Origin of the sequence: Paenibacillus sp. DS2015, from assembly GCF_050433705.1 — a bacterium.
Classification (GTDB): domain Bacteria; phylum Bacillota; class Bacilli; order Paenibacillales; family Paenibacillaceae; genus Paenibacillus_AQ.
The window spans coordinates 219008-240313 of sequence record NZ_JBNPWS010000002.1 but is presented as its reverse complement, the minus strand read 5'-3'; the positions used below and the strand labels follow the sequence as shown (position 1 = coordinate 240313).

21 protein-coding genes and 1 other RNA gene are annotated in these 21306 nt (G+C 41.3%); 1 reads left to right on the top strand and 21 read right to left on the bottom strand.

Features of this window, described 5'->3' with window-relative positions:
* Window positions 1-138 precede the first annotated feature (138 nt).
* The 3 genes from J2T13_RS02910 to J2T13_RS02900 form a co-directional block, all read right to left on the bottom strand.
* Window positions 139-558: a hypothetical protein gene (locus tag J2T13_RS02910; RefSeq protein ID WP_429368156.1), complete on the bottom strand. Its 420-nt coding sequence runs from the start codon at window positions 556-558 to the stop codon at window positions 139-141.
* Window positions 559-593: 35 nt separating this feature from the next.
* A complete protein-coding gene (locus J2T13_RS02905; protein WP_429368154.1) occupies window positions 594-818 on the bottom strand; it encodes a DUF1540 domain-containing protein in 225 nt (74 codons plus the stop codon).
* A gap of 172 nt (window positions 819-990) precedes the next feature.
* Window positions 991-1491, bottom strand: coding sequence for a YpuI family protein (locus J2T13_RS02900; protein ID WP_429368152.1), 501 nt, complete (start codon window positions 1489-1491; stop codon window positions 991-993).
* Window positions 1492-1729: 238 nt separating this feature from the next.
* Here J2T13_RS02900 and J2T13_RS02895 point away from each other — a divergent pair, with 238 nt between their 5' ends.
* The gene (locus J2T13_RS02895) at window positions 1730-3616 is read left to right on the top strand and encodes a S8 family peptidase (RefSeq protein WP_429368150.1); all 1887 of its coding nucleotides are present in this window, start codon (window positions 1730-1732) and stop codon (window positions 3614-3616) included.
* Between the two features lie 67 nt (window positions 3617-3683).
* Here the strand turns inward: J2T13_RS02895 and J2T13_RS02890 are convergent, their stop codons facing one another.
* From J2T13_RS02890 to J2T13_RS02805, 18 genes are all read right to left on the bottom strand, one after another.
* On the bottom strand, window positions 3684-3944 hold the full coding sequence (locus J2T13_RS02890) for a hypothetical protein (RefSeq protein WP_429368148.1): 261 nt from the start codon (window positions 3942-3944) through the stop codon (window positions 3684-3686).
* A 278-nt stretch (window positions 3945-4222) separates the two neighbouring features.
* Window positions 4223-4639: RNase P RNA component class A (gene rnpB, locus J2T13_RS02885), an RNA gene on the bottom strand.
* Between the two features lie 60 nt (window positions 4640-4699).
* Window positions 4700-5815, bottom strand: a complete 1116-nt coding sequence (locus J2T13_RS02880) for a Nif3-like dinuclear metal center hexameric protein (RefSeq protein WP_429368146.1) — start codon at window positions 5813-5815, stop codon at window positions 4700-4702.
* Entirely contained in the window at window positions 5791-6573 is a 783-nt protein-coding gene (locus J2T13_RS02875) for a tRNA (adenine(22)-N(1))-methyltransferase (RefSeq protein ID WP_429368144.1), read from the bottom strand. Before J2T13_RS02875 ends, J2T13_RS02880 begins: the two co-directional genes overlap by 25 nt.
* A complete protein-coding gene (locus J2T13_RS02870) occupies window positions 6570-7388 on the bottom strand; it encodes a hypothetical protein (protein ID WP_429368142.1) in 819 nt (272 codons plus the stop codon). The genes J2T13_RS02875 and J2T13_RS02870 overlap by 4 nt, the downstream gene beginning before the upstream one ends.
* 158 nt (window positions 7389-7546) lie before the next feature.
* The gene (gene rpoD / locus J2T13_RS02865) at window positions 7547-8680 is read right to left on the bottom strand and encodes an RNA polymerase sigma factor RpoD (protein ID WP_429368140.1); all 1134 of its coding nucleotides are present in this window, start codon (window positions 8678-8680) and stop codon (window positions 7547-7549) included.
* Between the two features lie 49 nt (window positions 8681-8729).
* Window positions 8730-10565: a DNA primase gene (gene dnaG / locus J2T13_RS02860; protein ID WP_429368138.1), complete on the bottom strand. Its 1836-nt coding sequence runs from the start codon at window positions 10563-10565 to the stop codon at window positions 8730-8732.
* Between the two features lie 25 nt (window positions 10566-10590).
* Window positions 10591-11070 carry a YaiI/YqxD family protein gene (locus J2T13_RS02855; RefSeq protein ID WP_429368136.1) on the bottom strand — a complete coding sequence of 160 codons (480 nt, stop codon included), beginning with the start codon at window positions 11068-11070 and terminating at the stop codon, window positions 10591-10593.
* A gap of 315 nt (window positions 11071-11385) precedes the next feature.
* Entirely contained in the window at window positions 11386-13461 is a 2076-nt protein-coding gene (glyS, locus tag J2T13_RS02850; protein WP_429368134.1) for a glycine--tRNA ligase subunit beta, read from the bottom strand.
* The gene (gene glyQ / locus J2T13_RS02845; RefSeq protein ID WP_429368132.1) at window positions 13454-14341 is read right to left on the bottom strand and encodes a glycine--tRNA ligase subunit alpha; all 888 of its coding nucleotides are present in this window, start codon (window positions 14339-14341) and stop codon (window positions 13454-13456) included. Before glyQ ends, glyS begins: the two co-directional genes overlap by 8 nt.
* A 376-nt stretch (window positions 14342-14717) precedes the next feature.
* Window positions 14718-15473 (bottom strand): DNA repair protein RecO, encoded by a 756-nt coding sequence (gene recO, locus J2T13_RS02840; RefSeq protein WP_429368130.1) that lies wholly within the window; start codon window positions 15471-15473, stop codon window positions 14718-14720.
* A 33-nt stretch (window positions 15474-15506) separates the two neighbouring features.
* A complete protein-coding gene (locus tag J2T13_RS02835) occupies window positions 15507-15653 on the bottom strand; it encodes a YqzL family protein (RefSeq protein ID WP_429368128.1) in 147 nt (48 codons plus the stop codon).
* Window positions 15654-15757: 104 nt separating this feature from the next.
* Window positions 15758-16660, bottom strand: a complete 903-nt coding sequence (gene era, locus J2T13_RS02830) for a GTPase Era (protein ID WP_429368126.1) — start codon at window positions 16658-16660, stop codon at window positions 15758-15760.
* A 45-nt stretch (window positions 16661-16705) separates the two neighbouring features.
* Window positions 16706-17119, bottom strand: a complete 414-nt coding sequence (gene cdd, locus J2T13_RS02825) for a cytidine deaminase (RefSeq protein ID WP_429368124.1) — start codon at window positions 17117-17119, stop codon at window positions 16706-16708.
* A 62-nt stretch (window positions 17120-17181) separates the two neighbouring features.
* On the bottom strand, window positions 17182-17544 hold the full coding sequence (locus tag J2T13_RS02820; protein ID WP_429368122.1) for a diacylglycerol kinase: 363 nt from the start codon (window positions 17542-17544) through the stop codon (window positions 17182-17184).
* Window positions 17545-17549: 5 nt separating this feature from the next.
* Window positions 17550-18047, bottom strand: coding sequence for an rRNA maturation RNase YbeY (gene ybeY / locus J2T13_RS02815; RefSeq protein WP_429368120.1), 498 nt, complete (start codon window positions 18045-18047; stop codon window positions 17550-17552).
* 39 nt (window positions 18048-18086) lie between these two features.
* Window positions 18087-20315 (bottom strand): HD family phosphohydrolase, encoded by a 2229-nt coding sequence (locus J2T13_RS02810; RefSeq protein WP_429368118.1) that lies wholly within the window; start codon window positions 20313-20315, stop codon window positions 18087-18089.
* Window positions 20316-20329: 14 nt separating this feature from the next.
* Window positions 20330-21301, bottom strand: coding sequence for a PhoH family protein (locus tag J2T13_RS02805; protein ID WP_429368116.1), 972 nt, complete (start codon window positions 21299-21301; stop codon window positions 20330-20332).
* Window positions 21302-21306 lie beyond the last annotated feature (5 nt).

The window sequence follows — 21306 nt, the reverse complement described above, 5'->3', positions numbered from 1 at the left end:
ATCTGATTTATTCATTTTATCATGGGAAAGTGCCATATGCTACCTTCTGTAATTAAAAATTCAAAAAAACGAATAACCCCCTGGCCTCCAATCTAAGAGGATTTAGGGGTTATTCGTAATTGAGATCATTACATTCATTTATCTTGCAAATGGAATAAGAACAAAATAGCTTATCGTTGCGAGAATACCCAAGCCCATGGACCATGCTCCAGTTGTTTTACTTCCTTGGGAATAAGCATAGAAACCCGTTACCGCTGCAATAGGCCCCAAAACTATAGACCACATGAATAATGACGCAATTCCCAGCGCTAATCCGATATATCCTGCCATCGTTCCTGTTCCTGTTTTACCATTTACATCATCATCCACTGTTACATCAGAACGTTGTTCGCGTCCACCACGGATAGGTATCGGGGCTACCTCAGCTGCATATTCCTCTTCGTGATTATGATCGAGCCGAGGATAATCCACTCTGTTTTTTTCTTTTTTGTGTAGAATATTCTCATTCTGTAAACTTTCATCCTGTTTTACTTTATGATCCTTTTTATGTTCGCCCATACGAAAGCCCCCCTCTTTGTATTAGAAATAACGTCTTAAGACGACTTCGGTTTAAACGTCAGACAACAAGTTGCTGATGAACTTTTGGCTTGATCTTTGTGATCAACAAAATGTTCTCCCCCATACTCTTCCTTTAGATTGATGTTGGCATGGCTGTCGATTTCAATCATGATCTGATCCTCACGGCATACATTTTGTTCACCCCAATAGTTACAGTTACTCACACTACACTTAACGTATGTTCTGGGCTCATTAGTCATTATTATCACCTCTTCTACATTGTCTCCTCTACAGTAAATGACTATTCGACCACCCAACTGTTAGTTGATGTCAAAAAGATGATAACAACATAAAAAACGGTTGATTTATCCACTAAGGAATAAATCAACCGTAATATGAATCAAGAATATATCGTTATCGTTACTGTAAGACTCAACTTTTGACTTGCATCCGACGCTCCGTCAAATAATCACTTTCGTAATATACAAGGTCGTCCCTAAGTTCTTCATACACTTTCGTGATATTCATAATAAGATCACGAGCTGCCGGAACTGGCTTCATTCGGAAACGAATAGCTTCTTGTCCAGTATAAGCATAACGCCCATCTTCTGAATAGCTTTCATTTTTAGGGTAGAAGAAATTGTTAACGCAATGATGATATACGTTATATAAAGCTTTTTCCGCAAATTCAATATCAAAATTGGCACGGCGAAGAACTATACCTAATTTTTCATAGGAGACTTCGGAAAAGACAAGTAAGTGACGAAGTTCAGATAGAAAACCCTTGTAAAAAAGAATTGATTCTTCATCTTGTTGATCAATTGTCAGTTCGGGTAATGCATTTTCATTCAAGAAAATTTCCAGAGATGCAATTGAAGACATTAATTTTTCTCTCGTAGTTTCACACAATTTTTGAATACTGGCTGCTGACATAATTGTTAGCTCCCCCTTATTGTACCTTCATCAAGACGGTCAAAGATGAAGTTCATACTTACTTTGACCAACAATTTCCTTGTATTATCCTATCATATATCACGATAGAACGGTATCCTTTTTATGTCTGTAAACGGAGTTAGAATAGGTCCCCTTTTCCCTTAAATCTCCAAGTATAAAAGCTACGGAAATTTCTAACCCTATGATTAACTTTACTTACATATTAGGAGGTGTTGAGATGTCCCGTCGGTCAATGACTTTATTAGGTATTATAGCTAGTTTAGCTATCTTAACCTTAATATTTGTATTTCCTAATTTAGATTCCAACACGATCTCCAAGCCAGAAGCTCTAAAGCCACAGCAAGAACAGAAGGTGAAATTACAAATACGACAAAAGGATATTACCTCTACCGATTTATTGTCCCGAACAGATGCCCAGAGGCATATATCCACACTAGTAAACAAATTAGACAATGCTAATCCCAAGCAAATAACTAGCCATGTAGAGCAACTACTGAAATCACATGATCATATATTAAGCATTACCTGGTACGATTTCACCCATCATAAACAATACCCTTATACAACTAAAAATATGAACTTAATAACTAACAAACAGGCGAAATTGAACAATTACCTAAATATCGCTAAAAATAAGATTAGCTACCGACAATCTTATGAGTCGCCCTCTTTTGAAGAGAAAGGACAGCAATACTTTGTAATTGCCAAACCCTCGTCAAAAGGAACAGCAGGCGTCGTTGTTGTAATGAATCAAAGAATTCTAGATGAAGTTAAAAAACATCAGGATAAAAATTTACGTTTAATTCCATACCCAAAAGAGGGGAACTATCGCGTTGAATCTGTTCATACAGATACATTACGTGATATTAAAGTTAAAACAGGACATGACAACGAAAAAGCAAGCCATTATTACGAAAATGAAATTGTAGTCCACTTTCGCGAACCTATATCAGACAAAGAGTTGGTCAAAATCTCAACAGCAATCAGAAGTACATGGGTCCGCAAAATGGGTTACGCTTATGTTTTTCACTCCTCTGATATGGATTACCGTAAGCTTCAAGCTTATTTCATGAGTAAGTATAAACCTAAATATGTTGAGCCCCATTATCTCTACTTAACCAATGATGTTCTGGATAAACAGAACCCGAATACTTCTTCAAACATTCCAAACGACCTTCTGTACAGCAAATATCAATGGAATCTTCCTGCTATTGAGACAGGAAAAGGATGGGATATCTCTAAAGGTAGTGAAGATGTCATTATTGCTGTAGTGGATACAGGTGTTGAAGCGGATCATCCTGATTTACAGGGAGTCCTAGCACCAGGGTATAATGTCATTGATCCCGCAAGTCCTCCTGAAGATGATGTGGGTCACGGAACACATGTTACGGGCATTATCGCAGCGTCCGTCAATAATAATGAAGGGGTAGCGGGGATTAGCTGGTTCAATAAAGTGATGCCTGTGAAAGCTCTGGATAATTCAGGTGCAGGTACCACCTATTCTGTATCTGAAGGTATTATATGGGCGGCAGACCATGGAGCCAAAGTCATTAATATGAGCCTTGGCAACTACGCTGATTCAGAATTTCTACATGATGCTGTTAAATATGCTTATGACAGAGACATCGTATTGATTGCTGCAACGGGGAATGACAATACAGAGCGCCCAGGCTATCCTGCTGCTTACCCGGAAGTATTCTCGGTATCCGCTACGGATGCTAACATGCAGCGAGCCTCATTCTCTAATTATGGAGATTATGTGGATGTGGTTGCACCTGGAGAGAGTATCGCCAGCACCTATATGGGTAAGCAATATGCTTCCCTATCTGGAACCTCTATGGCCACTCCACACGTCGCTGCGCTTGCAGGTCTGATCCGTTCACGAAATCCTAAACTGACGAATGTCGAAGTCATGGACCTTATGCGTAATAGCGTAGTGGATTTAGGAACTAGTGGTCACGATAAGTATTATGGTTATGGACAAATTGATATTTATAAAGCACTTCAAGCTGCGGGGAATGGGGAAGCCTCCTTACAATTCTGGCCTCAGCATGTACAAAGCCAGCTACAGTCCGTTATACGTAAGAAACAGGTAGCTCATTAATTAGAGTACTTCAAAAAAAACAATCCGTTCTCTCCCGATGAGACGGATTGTTTTTGTGCTTTGTTGGTTACCTTTTTTTGTTTTTCTTCTTGGATTGAGATACTCTCGCATCAGGCTTTTTCCCCGTGCGTCCAGAGACGTTTAGCTCTTGCTCCTCAGTAACACAATTATAAATATGCTTTGGCACAGGAACACAATGATGTCTTTTAATTACTTTAACGGTATGAACAATGGGGACAATTTGTGGGTAATAATAATCTTCCACAACAACAATTGGGTCACATATGATGGGATCTGCTGGTGGACATTGGAAACAATTATCGCTCATATGAAGTAGCTCCTCTCATGATTTTGATATAGATTATTAAATATTAACCCATTTCGTTTGTACGATTGTCCTGCATTTATATATATTGGTCTAAAATAGGCTTCCTAGAGGCAACGATTTGCCGTCTATGTAGAGACGGTAAACGTCTCGAAAAATATAAGCAGCAAAGTATAGAGAACACTTATACTTTGCTGCTTATATTTAATAAATAAAAAAATGACCGTGCTCTTTCGGCTATTAACCGTAAGACACTGCCATTACATTGGTAGTTATATAGTTGTGAAAGTTTACCGTAAGCCGGGTTCTGTGCTATTCGTGGTATATACGGGAACTACCCTCCCACTCCAAGCGACAATCATCTATCTAGGCCAAACATTACTGAGTGGCTCCAGCGACCAACCTGAACGCGCCTCGGGCTAAGGATGTATTCTCTCGGAAGAGAAAGCATGCGTTCCATTAGGTCTTGCTCCAAGTGGGGTTTACCAGGAACGAAGTCACCAGCGTTCCTCGGGGTCTCTTACACCTCGGTTCCATCCTTGCCTGTGCACGCTTAAAAGCGGCCATCGGCGGTCCATTTCTGTGGCACTATCCTTCAACTCGCGCTGACTGGACGTTATCCAGCACCCTGCCCTATGGAGCCCGGACTTTCCTCTCGTGGCGCCTTAAACGCCACCAGCGATTGTCTGTTAAACTTTCGGGACAACATTACATATTCTACATTAATTTTAATAACTATACAACCCCGAAAGCCGTTATTACATAAATTGGAATGTTTCTGTATTGATTTCGGATACATGTATCTTCGTATCATACTTCTTTTCCTGCAGCTTATGTTCCATCCATTCAGCCACTTTTGATTTCATAATTTTCTCGGCATTATGACCGGGATCAATGAGGGCAATTCCCGCCATCAATGCGTCCTGTGCTGTATGATAATCGATATCTCCCGTTACCAGCACATCTGCACCACGAAATATAGCGGGAGAGACATATCGACTTCCTGATCCTCCAAGTACTGCAGCCTTTCGCACCAAACGATTCAAATCGCCAACGACACGCACATGATCGACTTGCAGATTTTTTTTGACCACATCTACAAATTCAGCTAGCGACATCGCATCTTTTAACTTCCCCACTCTACCCAAACCAAAGATCCTACCTTTAATATCCAAAGAATATAGATCATATGCAACTTCCTCATAAGGATGAGCTTTCAGCATAGCTTGTACTACTTTACTTCGGATACTTTGAGGTACAATCGTTTCAATTCTTATTTCTTCAGCTGTTTCAAGTTTCCCTACTGTGCCTAGATAAGGATCAGTCCCCACCTGAGGCTTAAAGGTTCCGTATCCTTCGTTACTAAAGCTACAATCGCTATAGTTACCAATGCAACCAGCTCCAGCCCCTAGAATGGCTTCCAGTACTTGCTCGTGATGGCTCTTAGGAACGAAAACGACGAGTTTAGATAGCTGTTCTATATGCACTTCATCGAGAGGTACACCCTGCTCAATACCCAGAGCCTCCGCCATCCAATCGTTCATACCACCTTCCGTTATATCAAGATTTGTATGACTAATATAGACGGAAATATCGTGTTTGATTAGCTTTTCATATATCTTACCCATAGGTGTATCTGTCTGCAACTGCTTAAGCGGACGAAATATAATCGCATGATGTGCTATGATTAGATCGACTTCAAGTTTGATGGCTTCTTCGACCACTTCATCATTTATATCTAATGCGATCAAGACATTGTGTATTTCCTTTTGCAAGCTACCTAGTTGAAGACCAATTTTGTCATCAGGTACAGCCAAATGTTTAGGAGCAAGCTGCTCCATGAGTTGAATTACAGTCTGTCCTTTTGCAAACATGCAAGCACCCCCTTGATCTGCTGGATTTCCTCCGACACCTCTTTAGACTTTTCCTCTGATGATGGTAAATTAGATGTATTAATGGATTCTAATATACGCTCCAATTTAAGTATCTCTGACATCCACTTTGTCACAAAAATAGGGTTAGGATTCTTAATTAGCCAAGGTCCCATCCGAAGTAAAATGCCCTTAGTAACCGCGACTTCTTGTTCCGATGTAGTGGCATTATGTAACCTATATTCTCGATATAGATCCTGGTTGGATTGATCATAATCTCCTTCAGACACTGGAACAGCTGTCAATACTTCATAAATCTTACGATCTTCCTCCATAATATGCTCCGATGTTAATACCCAATGATTGTCTAACAACCATCGCCGCAATATATCCTCACCCACATTGGGTTGAAGGACTAACATCTTGACACCTTGTAGCTTATCCTGTCCGCTGTTCAGGATACTAGAGATTAGGCTTCCGCCCATACCCGCTATCGTTATAACATCCACTTCTCCAGCAGATATAACCTCTAATCCATCACCAAGTCTAACCGATATTTGATCTTTAAGTCCGGCAGCTAACACTTGTTTAGACGCAGCATCTAGAGGACCTAAATTAACTTCACCTGCAATCGCTTGAATAACCCTACCACTCTTTATAGCAGCTACAGGCAACAACGCATGATCGGAACCGATATCAGCAAATCTGCTTCCGTGTGGAAGTTGTTCCATTATATATTGTAATCGTCTTGATAATTTCATGTTGCCACCCACGCAATCCATTTTTTTCGTGTAAAGAATAGCAGTCCCAAACCAACTACCACTTTAATCATACCTAAAACCATGATACTTTGCATCTCTACCTGACGTAACAATAAAGCGTCGATTTCAGGCATCAGCCATAATGTTAGGCCAATCGCAAAATAAACCTGAGATAATTTCCTCTGTCGATAATGAGTTAGCCAACTCATACATATCATTAAAACGCCGATGGGTAACCACTGAATTTGCAATTGTAGCCAGGAAGAATCGGGTCGATACATGTCTCCAAATCTTGCATACAATAAGATCCAACACCCTAAACCGCAATAATAAATTAATCCAATGCTTAACACATGCCCTAGCAGCACCCACAGCACGCCGCAGACACCAATAAGAATAGGGACCCACATCCTACTACTTAGGTTATGAAGGGCTATTAGCCATACACCAAACCCCATCATCATTAAACTAGCAGTCCCTGCTAAGCAAAGGCTTAATAAAGGTAAGCGTACACGATATACTCCGGAAAAGGTATAACATGTACTGACCATAATCAATGCTGTTATGATTTGCATTGGCCAAGGAAAAGAGCTAAAATAAAAACATGAAATACAAATCAAGGAAAAAATCCCAAAAGAAAGAAACCAACTTTTACCATTAAACTTCTGTGATGAGATCGTGGAATTTCCCTTAGGTTGTTTAGGTGTATCACTATATAAATTCAATAAAAACTCACAGTATTGTTCAGGTAATAGGCGACTAACCCGCCAATGTTCAATTTCATCCAATATGATTTTACGTTTTTCCTGATTCATAGTTCTTATCCTCAATCCTGACCGGTTAACCGGATTCTCATCACATCCTGATGGCAGTTGTATGAGCGCAGATGTCTTGTGTCTAGTCACTAGGTTCTGTTGATCCCTAGAAAAAAGACCTTGCTGCCTAGATAGCTGCAGAAGGTCCGACTAGTGATTTATTCTAGAAAATCCTTAAGCCTTTTACTGCGGCTTGGATGGCGTAATTTACGAAGAGCCTTAGCCTCAATCTGACGAATCCGTTCACGAGTAACTCCGAACACTTTTCCGACCTCTTCCAGCGTTCTTGTACGTCCATCATCTAGACCGAAACGGAGTCGAAGGACATTCTCTTCCCGTTCAGTTAATGTATCCAATACATCTTCAAGTTGTTCCTTAAGAAGCTCGTAAGCAGCAGCATCCGCAGGCGCCAAAGCTTCCTGATCCTCAATGAAGTCTCCTAAATGTGAATCATCTTCTTCCCCGATTGGTGTTTCGAGTGAGACGGGTTCTTGAGCGATTTTCATAATCTCTCGTACCTTTTCTACGCTTAGCTCCATCTCCAGAGCAATTTCCTCTGGTGCAGGCTCACGACCTAATTCTTGCAAGAGTTGACGTGATACGCGGATCAACTTATTAATCGTTTCCACCATATGGACGGGAATTCTGATTGTCCGTGCTTGGTCTGCAATCGCACGCGTAATTGCCTGACGAATCCACCAAGTTGCATACGTACTAAACTTGTATCCCTTCGTATGGTCAAACTTCTCAACCGCTTTGATAAGCCCCATATTACCTTCTTGAATTAAATCAAGGAATAACATTCCACGGCCAACATACCGCTTAGCAATACTAACTACGAGTCGCAGATTGGCTTCAGCGAGACGTCTCTTCGCCTCTTCATCACCATTCTCAATACGTTTCGCTAATTGAACTTCATCATCTGCCGATAATAATTGAACACGACCTATTTCTTTGAGATACATCCGCACAGGATCGTTAATCTTGATCCCTGGAGGCAACGATATGTCATCATTGAAACTCATCTCGTCGCCTTCACGACCTTCAGAGTCTTCATCCGGACGAAGAGTATTCACTTCTTCATCGTTCTCATTCACAACTTCAATCTCCAAATCGCTCAAATGTTCATAGAACTCTTCCATTTGCTCCGGGTCTTGGTCGAAGGGCGATAACTTTTCAATGATATCCTTGTAGTTTAGCTTGGACCTCTTTTTACCTTGCTCAATCAATTGGTCTTTTACTTGATCAAGTGTTAATTCTGTCTCTATTTCAGTATGCTGATCATTCGCCATAATTCGACTCCCTCCTCCCTAGAAACAACCATGTAATCATCTCATTCAATTACTGTCTCTCTAGGGCTATAATCTCACTTGCAATTTGTGCCGCACGTAGAAAATCACCAGAACGTTCTGCACTCATCATCTCTTCTTTTTTCTGATCAATTGCTCGTTGTTGTGGAACTTTAAGAACTTCTCGAATGCAATCATCAAGTACTTGGATATTCCATTCACGAGGTGTATCCATCATGGAGATAGAAATGAGTGTCTTCTCCAGCTGGTCGTCATGAAGTGATGACATAAAACGGCTAATATCCGGTTGTTTGCCCTGTGCATAATAGGCATATAGATAAGCAGCAATAGCTGCATGATCATCAATGTTAAAAGCATCTCCGAGGTGGTCTCCCACATAACGTGCAACTTCAGTATCCTGAAGCATTAAGGAGAGAAGTCTACGCTCAGCAGTATGATAAGCGGGTAATAAAATAGGTGTCGGAGCCTTCGCTTTTTTATGCCTACCATTATTCCACCCTGGATCAATATTATCCCCATCATGCATGTTTTTTTGCATCGACTGCCGAATCAAGTTGCAATCCTGCTTAAGACTTTCATAAGAAAGATGGTGTTCTGCAGATAACTCCCTTAAATATACTTCCCTCTCTGTCGAGGATGACAAAGCCGCAATGATTGGAAGAACTTCCTTCATATACGAAATTTTCCCATCTTCTTCTAGAAGTATATGGTTTTTCTTGAGATATATAAGTTTAAATTTCGTAGTTGAAACGGCGCCATCAATTATTTGATTCATAAATCTTTCACCGCCGTACTTTTGCACGAATCCATCTGGGTCTAGCCCATCACTCAGTACACATATCTTAATACTCAACCCAGCACTTTCAAGTAAAGGAATAACCTTCATTGCTGCAGCTTGTCCCGGACGATCCCCATCGAAACATACTAGCACTTCATCCGCCATGGTCTTGATCATAGCCGTATGGCTTTCTGTCAATGAAGTCCCCATTGTCGCTACACCATTGAGTACTCCGGCTTCCCAAGATGAAATGACATCACCATAGCCTTCAAAAAGAACGATTTGCCGCAATTTGCGAATAGCACTCTTCGATTGATGTAAATTATACAAGGTACGACTTTTGTTAAATAGCTTACTTTCAGGAGAGTTCAAATATTTAGGCTGTCCATCGCCGAGTATTCTGCCAGCAAAAGCAATGATCTTTCCGTTCCGATCCGTAATTGGAAACATGATGCGATCACGAAAACGATCAATACAACCACTACCATCACTGCGAGTTGACAATAAGCCCCCTCTTTCCATCTCTTCAAGATCAAATGAACGTTTAGTAAGAAACTGGACTAAAGTATTCCACGAGTCCGGTGCATACCCAATCTGAAATTGATCAATGAGCTTATCAGTGAATCCTCTTGATCGTAAATACTCCATTGCAGGCTTACCATGCTCTGTATTCTTAAGCAAATAATGATAAAATTTAGATGACCATTCATAAGCTTGAATCAAACGTTCTCGCTCCGGATTATGCGATACAGTGGAAGAACCCTGCATCTCTGGTACCGCAATATGACTTTCCTCCGCCATAATTTTCACAGCTTCTGGAAAAGATAATCCTTCAATTTCCATCATAAACTTGATGGCATTTCCACCTTTACCGCAACCATAACAATAAAAAATTTGTCTGTCAGGTGTCACGGTGAATGAGGGAGTTTTCTCCGAATGAAACGGACAAAGACCCTTCATATACTTTCCTTGTTTCGCTAAATGAACATATTTACTTACCGTATCCACGATATCATGATGCTCTAATACAGCGTCGATGATTTTTTCTGGTATATTGCCTTGCACGGCACTCAACCTTACCACCTTCATCTCTTTAGCACGTAAATATAATTCGCTATGGTTGGACAATCTCCTGCAAATGTAGCAAAAGTTTTGTCAGATTGTGTTGAAAATGTTTTTTATCCTCCGCTGTGATAGGCTTCGGACCTTTAGAGTATTTCCCCATTCTTCGAGCTTTAGCCTGATGGTGTCTACGATCGAGCATAAGTTCGATCTCGTCATTCCCATAGCGTAGTCCTCGATTAGAAATCACATAACAACTTTTAGCCAAAGCTAAAGCCGCTAACCCATAGTCCTGTGTAACCACAACATCGCCTGACATAATATGATTGGCAATATAGAGATCAGCACTTTGATCACTACGGTCAACCTGAACAGTAGTAACCCCTTCTTGTTCCCGAATAAGATGATCATACGATGACACCATAATAACAGGAATGTTAAAGCGGCGAGCCGTTTCTCCTATTTCTTGTTTAACAGGACATGCATCCCCGTCCACAACAATACGATGACTCAGAATATCACCTAATCTCACCTTAGAGTGTTTACTTATATACTATATACGCGTTCATGTAGTTAAAATCCTTCTTAACCGATACCAAACCTTTTAAAAAGAAAATAAAAAGGATATATAAGGAATAATATCCCTTATATTGTGTGAAAAGTAGAAAATCAGCACCGAGCCGGAGTTAAAGTCCAAGAAGGAATAGCTGAGTTACACGTTTTCGAAAAAAAACGACATGTAAGCATGTGCTCGCACATACCTACATGAGCAAACTGACTTCAAGAACTAAACGCAGATTCGATGCTGAATATTCTTCTTGTGTTACTTCGTGATCCGTTTAAACAATTACCATACTAGCTTCGTAAAGTCAGCGAATTTCTTCAAATCCTTATCTATTTCGGCTAATACAGCTAAACGATTATTCTTAACACTCTCATCCTCAGCCATAACCATAACTGAATCAAAGAACTTCGTGATCTCTCCACTGATTCGCCCTAATAACTGCAACGCTTGAGCGGCATCACGTTGAGTGATTGCCATATGATACGGTTCAGTAACAGCTTTCCAAGCCTGATAAAGATCCTTCTCACCCTCTTCTTCAAAAAAAGCTTCATTGATGACAGTCGGTTCTGCTTTGCTAGCTAAGTTACTGACACGATTAAAGGATTCTACTGTTGTTTTGAATTCTTCTTGGTTAGTTACGGCATTCATCAGTGACTCTCCACGTGATACTACAGATACAATGTCATCAAATCCCGATGAAATCACAGCATCCACGACATCATAACGGAGCTGCTCAGATAAGATTTTCTTAACACGTAGTCCAAAAAACTCTAACACATCGCTGCGAATTTCATCCGCAGGGCGCTTCAGTTTACGTAAGCTCTCATGTACATCCAGTGTAGTATTTATCAGGTGTGACAATGTAATTGGAAGCTGTTGTGCCAACATAATCTGCACAATCCCTTGCGCTTGACGACGAAGTGCATAAGGGTCCTGTGAACCTGTCGGGATAATTCCAATGGAAAAGCATCCAATAATCGTGTCTATTTTATCCGCAATACTCACTAATGAACCTACGATAGATTTAGGGGTTTCCTCACCCGCAAATCGAGGTTGATAATGTTCGAATACAGCTTTAGCCACATCCTCTTTCTCCCCTGCTTTGCGAGCATAATCCTCACCCATAACCCCCTGCAATTCAGGAAATTCATAGACCATTTGTGTAACTAGATCAAATTTACAAATTTCAGCCGCGCGGCTAACCGAATCTGCCTGATCATTCGATAGTTCTAAAGTAGCTGCAAGACTATCCGCAATTCGGCGGATTCTGCGAACCTTATCACCAATCGTTCCGATCTCTTCATGGAATACAATGTTCTCTAGCTTGGATAGAGCATCCGAGATGCGTAACTTCTGATCTTCTTGATAGAAAAATTTCGCATCTGACAAGCGCGCCCGCAGAACCTTCTCATTCCCTTTGGCAATGACGTCGATTGAGTTACTATCACCATTACGGACAGTAACAAAGAATGGCAACAATTGACCTTGATCATTCAAGACTGGGAAATACCGTTGATGCTCTCTCATGGACGTAATAAGTACATCCTGTGGAATTTCTAAAAACGCTGGATCAAAGGTTCCATAAAGAGCTGTCGGCGTCTCAACTAGAAACAACACTTCCTCTAGTAAATCTTCCTTCATTGCGATTTCCCAATTCTTTTCAGCCGCAAGGGATTTGATCTGATTCACAATAAGTTCTTTACGCTCGTTAACATCAGCAATAACAGACTGTCCACGAAGCACTGCAACGTATGAAGAAGCTTCTGGAATCACTACTTCTCCTCCAAGGAATCGATGTCCCCGTGTAATGTTTCCAGCCTTCACCCCAGTTATCTCCAGATTGATTATATCTGAACCAAATAGAGCTACGAGCCAGCGAATAGGACGAACAAATTTAAAGTCATGATTACCCCAACGCATATTTTTGGGAAAAGTCATGGAGGATACAAGATTAGCTAATCCCTCAGAAAGTATACTGGACGTTTCTACACCTATACTGCTCTTTGTAACGTATATATATTCTACACCGTTCAACTCTTTGAACGTAAATTGTTCTGGATCTACACCTTGACTACGTGCAAAACCTAAAGCAGCCTTACTCCAAGCTCCAGTGGCATCCTGAGCTATTTTGCGGGAGGGCCCCTTTACTTCTTCCTGTACATCTTCCTGTTTCTCCCCAACACCTTGTACAAATACAGCTAGACGGCGTGGCGTTGCATAAGCTTGAATTGAATCATAGGAAATTCGGGATTGTGTAAGCCATTTGACCCATTTATCTTCAAGCTGTTCCATCGCCGCACGAATGAATCTTGCAGGTATTTCTTCTAAGCCAATTTCAAATAATAGATCCTTAGCCAAGTTGAACATCTCCTTTCTTACACAGCGGGAAGCCTAGTTTCTCACGTTCTTCTAGATAAGTAGCAGCGACTTGGCGTGCCAAGTTACGCACACGCATAATATATCCTGTACGCTCGGTGACACTAATGGCACCACGAGCATCAAGTAAATTAAAGGTATGGGAACATTTCAATACATAATCGTAAGCTGGGAACACCAGATGTTCTTCCATAGCTCTTCTGGCTTCCTCTTCATACATATTGAACAATGTTAGCAGCATTTGAACATCCGACACTTCAAAAGAGTATTTAGAATGCTCATATTCGGCCTGATGGAATACATCTCCATAAGTAATGCCATTAACCCACTCTAGATCAAATACGTTTTCTTTATCTTGGATATACGAGGCTAGGCGCTCCATTCCGTATGTAATCTCAACAGCAACTGGACTTGCATCAATGCCACCTACTTGCTGAAAATACGTAAATTGCGTAACTTCCATACCATCAAGCCATACTTCCCAACCCAATCCCCATGCTCCTAATGTTGGGGCTTCCCAGTTATCCTCAACGAACCGGATATCATGCTTAAGAGGGTCAATACCTAATCTGCTTAGACTCTCTAAGTAAATCTCTTGGATATTGTCTGGTGAAGGCTTCAAGATAACTTGAAATTGGTGATGCTGGTAAAGACGGTTAGGGTTCTCTCCATAACGTCCGTCTGCTGGTCGGCGGGATGGCTCTACATAAGCAACATTCCACGGCTCTGGACCAATAGAATGCAGATAAGTCATCGGGTTCATCGTCCCCGCTCCTTTTTCCGTATCATACGGCTGGACAATAATACATTGCTGGTCTGCCCAGAACTGCTGTAGTGTTAGAATCATTTGCTGAAAATTCATCCGTGTCACACTCCTTTGTTCGTTTTTGGTCGCTATCCTTGAAATTTTTCGATCTCTGTACAGCAAAAAAGCCCTCGCTCCTACGCCTGCTGTACAGACATAGGGACGAGAACTAATATTCCCCGCGGTTCCACCCTACTTAATTACGCCTCAGCCCTTATGGCTTACTCGCAATTCACTTTTACTCATTCATTCTCATGCTCCCGAGATGCCTCTAACCATTACCCTCCCACTGGGCTTCCACCTTCCCCAGCTCGCTAATATTATAATAGGATGCTAACGGCTAATTTCTCGTTCAACGCATAAATTATGAAATCATGTATATGCTGAATATCGTACCATTAGTAATTTACGATTGTCAAACTATATCCAACGCTTATATTCCGTACTTATCCATCTGATCCAAAAAATTTCTGGACTTTAGTTGAAGTCCCAGCTGCTGATCAATAAAGGCTCTCATAATCACCTTTAACTCCGCCTTCGTTTCTTCCTTAACATCAATATTTCCAAGGTTTCTCAAATCAAGTCTTGAGAACACACGCAGTAATTTAAGCGCGCGTGGGCTCATCGTCATTGCCTGCATATCATGATGCTTACAATATTTACAAAGTACTCCTCCGAGCCGTGGACTAAGCAACAACTGATCATCACTTCGTTCCTGATCACAAAAAATACACGTGTCCATTTGTGGCGCATAACCAGCCGTTTGTAATATTTTCATCTCATAAATATTGAGGATGATACCGGGGTCCTTACCTTCCTCTAGAGCTGTAAGACAAGCTCTCAGCTGTTGAAACCAGAAGCTACCTGTTTCCTCATCATGGACAATACGATCAAGCAATTCACACGCGTAAGAAGCATATGCAGCCATCGTAAGGTCTCCCCTTAAACGGTGATGAGATTCATTAATTTCGCCTGCATTAAGTGTACCTAAGCCAGTGCCCGTCCTAAAAAATACATACTCACCTATTGTAAATAATTGTGTCAAGGCAGCGTGCCGGCTCTTTACTTTCTTTGCCCCTCTTACCAATACACCTATTTTACCCGTGTTTTCGGTGCAAAGCGTAATGATTTTGTTCCCTTCACCGTAGTCCATGCTGCGGATGACGATACCTTCCACCCTGTAGAGCATGATTCTTCCCCCAACCATTCACGGAGCAACCATTCATTCGTTTTCTTCATAATTTACCGTCTCTTCCCCTACAACGTTGTCAGCAATCTCATCGCTTATCGTGCTACCTGCTTCTTTAAAAAGCATGTAGGCATCGACATCTCCAGTCATTACAAAATACTTCCACGAGAAATCTCGCATACGTATTCATCCTCTCTTCGGAAATGACGTTTGCATCTTCGAAGTTAGCATGTGCGATGTCCGGTAATCTATGTGTTGCAAATCCTGACAAACTTGAGAAGATGTTATACTTCGCGGTGGAAGCCTAAATCACGGAGAACTCGATCTTGGTTACGCCAATCTTTTTTAACTTTAACCCATAGTTCCAGAAAAATTTTGGAGCCAAGCAAGTTCTGAATATCATGACGTGCCAATTGACCAATTTCTTTGAGCAAAGCTCCTTGTTTGCCGATAACAATCCCTTTTTGCGAATCACGTTCAACGAAAATAACAGCCGAGATGTTCACTACACCATTATCCTCGACACTCATAGCTTCAATAGTAACAGCGATAGAGTGTGGAATCTCCTCCCGCGTTAAACGCAGTATCTTCTCCCGAATTAACTCTGCGCATACAAATTGCTCTGGATGATCTGTAATCTGATCAGCGGGATAATACTGTGGACCTTCCGGTAAATAGTTATCAAGTTGCCCTAATAAAGTACTCACGTTGTTTCCGTTTTTTGCTGAAACCGGAATGATTTCCGCAAAGTCATACAACTTCCGATATCCTTCAATAAGCGGTAGTAAAGCAGGTGGATCGATCCGATCAATTTTGTTCAACACTAGAATAATTGGCGTTCTAACATTCTTCATTTGTTCTATAATATAACGGTCTCCGCCGCCCATTCCTTCAGAAGCATCTACAAGAAACAACACAACCTCAACCTCACCTAATGTGTTAAGAGCCGTCTGATTCATGTAATCGCCAAGCTTGGATTGACGTTTATGGATTCCTGGTGTATCTAGAAAAACGATTTGAGACGTTTCTGTTGTATACACGCCGTGAATCTTATTACGGGTGGTCTGTGGTTTATCTGACATAATTGCTATCTTTTGCCCAATCACTTGATTCATAAGTGTTGATTTACCTACATTGGGTCTGCCGACAATACCGACAAAACCTGATTTAAATTTAGTTTTAGCCATTACAATAACATCCTCCTGTGAAATCCCATCTATCTATATTATATCTTAACCATTAGTTCTTTCCAGATCTGAGGGTCCAAATGCATCTGGAAGTAAATCTTTTACTGTTGTTTCACGGATGTCACCCTTCATATTCCCCATTATAACAGGCATATTGGGGCCACATAACTCAATCATGACCTGACGACACACCCCACAGGGGGCAATAGGACCGTCTGTATCCCCTACAACGGCTAGAGCCTTGAAACTACCTGCTTGATGCCCGTCAGCGATAGCACGGAAGAGTGCAGTTCTCTCGGCGCAGTTTGAAGGACCATACGCAGCGTTCTCTACATTGCACCCATAATGTATCTGTCCATCAGCATCAACCAATGCTGCCCCGACAGCGAAATGAGAATAGGGAACATATGCCTTGGTTCTTGCCTTCATAGCTTCTTGTAATAAAGTTACCGAATCCATATCCATTCCTCCAAATCGTGATCCAACTTAAAACCTTGGATTAGAACCCTTTAATTCGGTAACTACCCTCTAAATAAGTCCATAATGGGTCTATAAAATACAATAATACCAACGACCACGGCAAAAGCCGCAGTAAGAAGCACAGCTCCTGCGGCAGTATCTTTGGCAGCCTTAGCTAAAGGATGAATCTCTAGAGAGGTCCTATCGACAACGGCTTCTAATGCCGTATTAAATAACTCCGCCATCATCACAAGTGTAATCGCAAGAAGAAGAAACAACCAGTCAACAGAAGATACATGTACGCAGGCAGCTACGGTTATGACAGCCACAGCAACTATAACATGAACTTTCATGTTAACTTGCGTTGTGACAGCGTAACGAATCCCTTCCGTCGCATATTTAAATGAAGATAGGAAGGATTTCATACCCATTACCTTCCCAAACCTACTTGAGTTAGAACGGCTTCCTGCTTGCCCATCATTTCATCCTCAGATGCTTTATCCTGATGATCATAGCCTAGAAGGTGCAAGAAACCATGAACAAATAGGAAACCAATTTCTCGGTCCAACGAATGCCCGTACTCTTCACTTTGTAATTTAGCTCGAGTTACGGAGATGATAATGTCCCCAAGCACATCAGGAACGTTCTCCAACTCCTCGCCTTCTTCTAATTCGTACACAATTTCTAATTCACCATCCAAAGACTCATTCATGGCAAATGAGAGCACATCTGTAGGTCGGTCGATGCCCCGGTAGTCACGGTTCAACTCATGAATTTGATCATCATTTACAAACGTTAGCTCCACTTCACCATCTAATACACCTTCAGACTCGCCTGCCTTTTCCAAGGCTGATTCCAGCATAGATATGAGGGTATCACTAATTTCCAGCTCATTCTGCTCGTTATTCCAAGCTAGTTGAAGACTCATATATTAAACGCTCCTTCTTGATATGATAGACACTCTGCCCTAGGACGTTTTCTTGATTTCTTCTGGATATTCAATTCGAGAATGGAATATTCCCATCACGCTTTCTTTAAGCGTTTTACCTATGATGTCTAGTTCTTTCAAGGTTAGATCACAATCGTTAAATTGATGATCATCCAGACGGCTCTTTATAATTTTTTCAATCATAACCTCGACTTGCTCTACCGTTGGATTCCTCAGTGACCTTACTGCAGCCTCTACACTATCTGCAATCCCTACCACAGCAGACTCTTTAGATTGAGCTTTGGGACCTGGATAACGGAAATCAAGTTCCGTGAAATCCGGCTCTATGCCTTGGTCTTCTGCCTTTTTGAGTGCCTTCTGATAAAAGAAATGCAAAAATGTCGTCCCATGGTGTTGTTCTGCAATATCCCTGATCGGCTTTGGAAGCTTATAGTCCTTCAGCATTTCCACACCATCTCTAGCATGGGCAATAATAATCGACTTACTCAGCTTAGGATCGATGGAATCATGTGGATTCTCGATATTGTTCTGGTTCTCAATGAAATAACTTGGGCGTTTAGTCTTCCCAATATCATGATAATAGGAACCTACTCTACACAGCAACCCATCACCACCGATAGCTTCTGCTGCCGCTTCTGATAGATTACCCACCATTACACTATGATGATATGTTCCCGGCGTCTCCGTTAACAACTTCCGTAGCAAGGGATGGTTCGGATTCGATAGTTCCACTAGCTTCAGAGCTGACAGAATACCAAAGGTGACTTCAAAAAACGGCATCAGTCCGATCACAAGAATCGCCGTTAACAATCCACCCGCAAATGCAAATCCAATCGTATATAATGTTTGAATCTGATCCCACTCCCCAGCATCAATAAGAGTCAGAATAAAGACAATTAATGAACCGAAGAGACTCACCATAATCCCCCCCTTAAGCAAAGAGGAACGTTGACTCGCCCGATGAATGGCAAATATAGCAACATAGGAAACCGTCAAAGTAAAAAATCCAATATTAAAATCAAATATTTGACCTTGATACACATTCAAGATGATGCTTGACAGAATACTAAAGATCATCGTACAAAAGAACGCAAGTGTCATATCCAAGAGTAATGTGACTAACATGGCACCTACGGCTACAGGAGCTAGGAATCCAATATTGAAACTCACATTGTTCTGAATAATACCTATGACATGCATCGATACAATCGTGATCGTAAAGATTAAGATAAGCATTAGCAACTGGGCATTATTATATTTAAATGTATGGGTACTGAAATGCCGAATAAACATATATAATCCAAAAGAAAGCAAAGCAGAAAGCATTAGCAACCCTAGCTGCGGCCAATAATTGACTTGATTTTTGAGCAGCTCATTCTCAGATAAGAGCGCATAGGTTTCCTCTGTTATCATTTGTCCTTTTTTCACTAAGATGTCGCCTTGCTTAACAAATACAGTCGCCGTATTCTCACGCGCTTGTACTTTAGCTTCCTTCGTCTTCTCATCGTCATAGAACTTGTTCGCAGTAATCGCTAGCCGTGCAATTTCCTGCACCACTTCTCTAGCTGTTCGTTGAGTAAGCGTACTTGTACTCACCAATTCCGCCACTTTAGCTCTTGCAATCTGAGCATCAATTACCTGATCCGTGTTTAGCTTAGAGACGATTTCTCTAGCTACAGGTTTCATTTCCTGAATGTCCTCGTTACTCAGCCTTGGAATCTTAATAAAAGTCTCTTCAGGGATACGATAGATTTGCTGATCGATGACTTGTAGCATTTCATCTATTAGCTTGTCCGAGTATGTACCAGAGCTATTATTGGAATTCACAAAACTCTGAATGAAATCCTCTGCCCTCTGTGGAATTTCTTGTCGATAAATCGATACTTTATCTTGACTAGATACTTGATCATCTTGATTCAACCGATCAATTCGATCAAGAATTTGTACAGCTAAGCTCTCATTCCGCAATGGAATGATGCTATACATTGGCTGTACTTTATCAGCGGCCTCTTCCTGAGCTTTCAATGTCGCCTTATTGTTCGGAATTTGCATAGGCGACGTAATTTCTTTCTCACTATGTGTTCCAACCTGAATATCGTAGCGTTCAGGCAGGAGCTGAGGTGCTAGACTAATATAGAATAACAACACAAGAAATAAAAACAGAGTATAGCGTGCCATCACGCTATACTTGAGACCATTATTTTTAATTGACAATGATTTTTCAGTCAATAGTTGCTTCGAAGCCATAGAGACAATCCCCTCTATCCTTGGTTTTCTGCAGCTCGATCATAAGCGACTATAATTTTCTGTACCAATGAATGTCGGACCACGTCCTGTTCCGTGAAGTACACGAAACCAATCTCATCAATGATGCTGAGGATAGCATTAGCTTCTACAAGCCCAGACTTTTTACCTCGTGGTAAGTCGATTTGAGTCACATCACCTGTGATCACCATTTTGGAGCCAAATCCTAGCCGTGTTAGGAACATCTTCATTTGCTCAGGCGTCGTGTTCTGTGCTTCATCCAGAATAACAAAGGCATCTTCAAGCGTCCGTCCCCGCATATAAGCAAGAGGTGCAATTTCAATAAGCCCTCTTTCAAGAGACTTAGCCGTCTGGTCTGGACCCATGACATCAAATAAGGCATCATACAACGGCCGGAGATATGGATCTACTTTTTCCTGCAAATCACCTGGAAGGAATCCTAAATTCTCTCCAGCTTCAACAGCTGGACGAGTAAGAACGATCTTTTTAACAGAACCTTCCTTCAGCGCAGCCACTGCCAATACAACCGCCAAATATGTTTTCCCTGTTCCTGCAGGTCCAATGGCGAATACGATATCACGTTTCTTGATCGTCGTTACATAATGCTTCTGACCGATCGTTTTAACTCTAATCGGCTTCCCACGATAAGTTGTAGTAATTTCTCCCTTGAAAAGATCTAGTAATTGATCTGCTCTAAAATCCTTAGCCAAGTCAATCGCATACAGCACGTCACGTTCCGTTAAAACGTATCCATTACGAACAAGCTGAAGCATCACCTCGAACAATTGCTGTAGCATTTGTACTTCGCGGTCTTGTCCACGAATAGTGATCTCAGCTTCACGTGAATCAATCTGTGCGGGTATTTGGGCCTCAATCATTTTTAGAAAAGTATCCTGGGGTCCGAATATAGCTAAGCCTTCCCCCGCGTTCTGAAGTGATATTTGTGTGCTGTGCGTGTACTCTGACAAAAGCC

Excerpts from the sequence above, each read along its gene's own strand:
- J2T13_RS02900 (WP_429368152.1), bottom strand. The coding sequence starts at position 1,491 with ATGTCAGCAGCCAGTATTCAAAAATTGTGTGAAACTACGAGAGAAAAA.
- dnaG (WP_429368138.1), bottom strand. The coding sequence starts at position 10,565 with ATGAAGGTGGTAAGGTTGAGTGCCGTGCAAGGCAATATACCAGAAAAA.
- J2T13_RS02890 (WP_429368148.1), bottom strand. The coding sequence starts at position 3,944 with ATGAGCGATAATTGTTTCCAATGTCCACCAGCAGATCCCATCATATGT.
- rpoD (WP_429368140.1), bottom strand. The coding sequence starts at position 8,680 with ATGGCGAATGATCAGCATACTGAAATAGAGACAGAATTAACACTTGAT.
- recO (WP_429368130.1), bottom strand. The coding sequence starts at position 15,473 with ATGCTCTACAGGGTGGAAGGTATCGTCATCCGCAGCATGGACTACGGT.
- era (WP_429368126.1), bottom strand. The coding sequence starts at position 16,660 with ATGGCTAAAACTAAATTTAAATCAGGTTTTGTCGGTATTGTCGGCAGA.
- J2T13_RS02895 (WP_429368150.1), top strand. The coding sequence starts at position 1,730 with ATGTCCCGTCGGTCAATGACTTTATTAGGTATTATAGCTAGTTTAGCT.
- glyQ (WP_429368132.1), bottom strand. The coding sequence starts at position 14,341 with ATGAATTTTCAGCAAATGATTCTAACACTACAGCAGTTCTGGGCAGAC.
- J2T13_RS02905 (WP_429368154.1), bottom strand. The coding sequence starts at position 818 with ATGACTAATGAGCCCAGAACATACGTTAAGTGTAGTGTGAGTAACTGT.
- J2T13_RS02880 (WP_429368146.1), bottom strand. The coding sequence starts at position 5,815 with ATGTTTGCAAAAGGACAGACTGTAATTCAACTCATGGAGCAGCTTGCT.
- J2T13_RS02870 (WP_429368142.1), bottom strand. The coding sequence starts at position 7,388 with ATGAATCAGGAAAAACGTAAAATCATATTGGATGAAATTGAACATTGG.
- J2T13_RS02820 (WP_429368122.1), bottom strand. The coding sequence starts at position 17,544 with ATGAAATCCTTCCTATCTTCATTTAAATATGCGACGGAAGGGATTCGT.
- J2T13_RS02810 (WP_429368118.1), bottom strand. The coding sequence starts at position 20,315 with ATGGCTTCGAAGCAACTATTGACTGAAAAATCATTGTCAATTAAAAAT.
- cdd (WP_429368124.1), bottom strand. The coding sequence starts at position 17,119 with ATGGATTCGGTAACTTTATTACAAGAAGCTATGAAGGCAAGAACCAAG.
- ybeY (WP_429368120.1), bottom strand. The coding sequence starts at position 18,047 with ATGAGTCTTCAACTAGCTTGGAATAACGAGCAGAATGAGCTGGAAATT.
- J2T13_RS02910 (WP_429368156.1), bottom strand. The coding sequence starts at position 558 with ATGGGCGAACATAAAAAGGATCATAAAGTAAAACAGGATGAAAGTTTA.
- J2T13_RS02875 (WP_429368144.1), bottom strand. The coding sequence starts at position 6,573 with ATGAAATTATCAAGACGATTACAATATATAATGGAACAACTTCCACAC.
- J2T13_RS02835 (WP_429368128.1), bottom strand. The coding sequence starts at position 15,653 with ATGCGAGATTTCTCGTGGAAGTATTTTGTAATGACTGGAGATGTCGAT.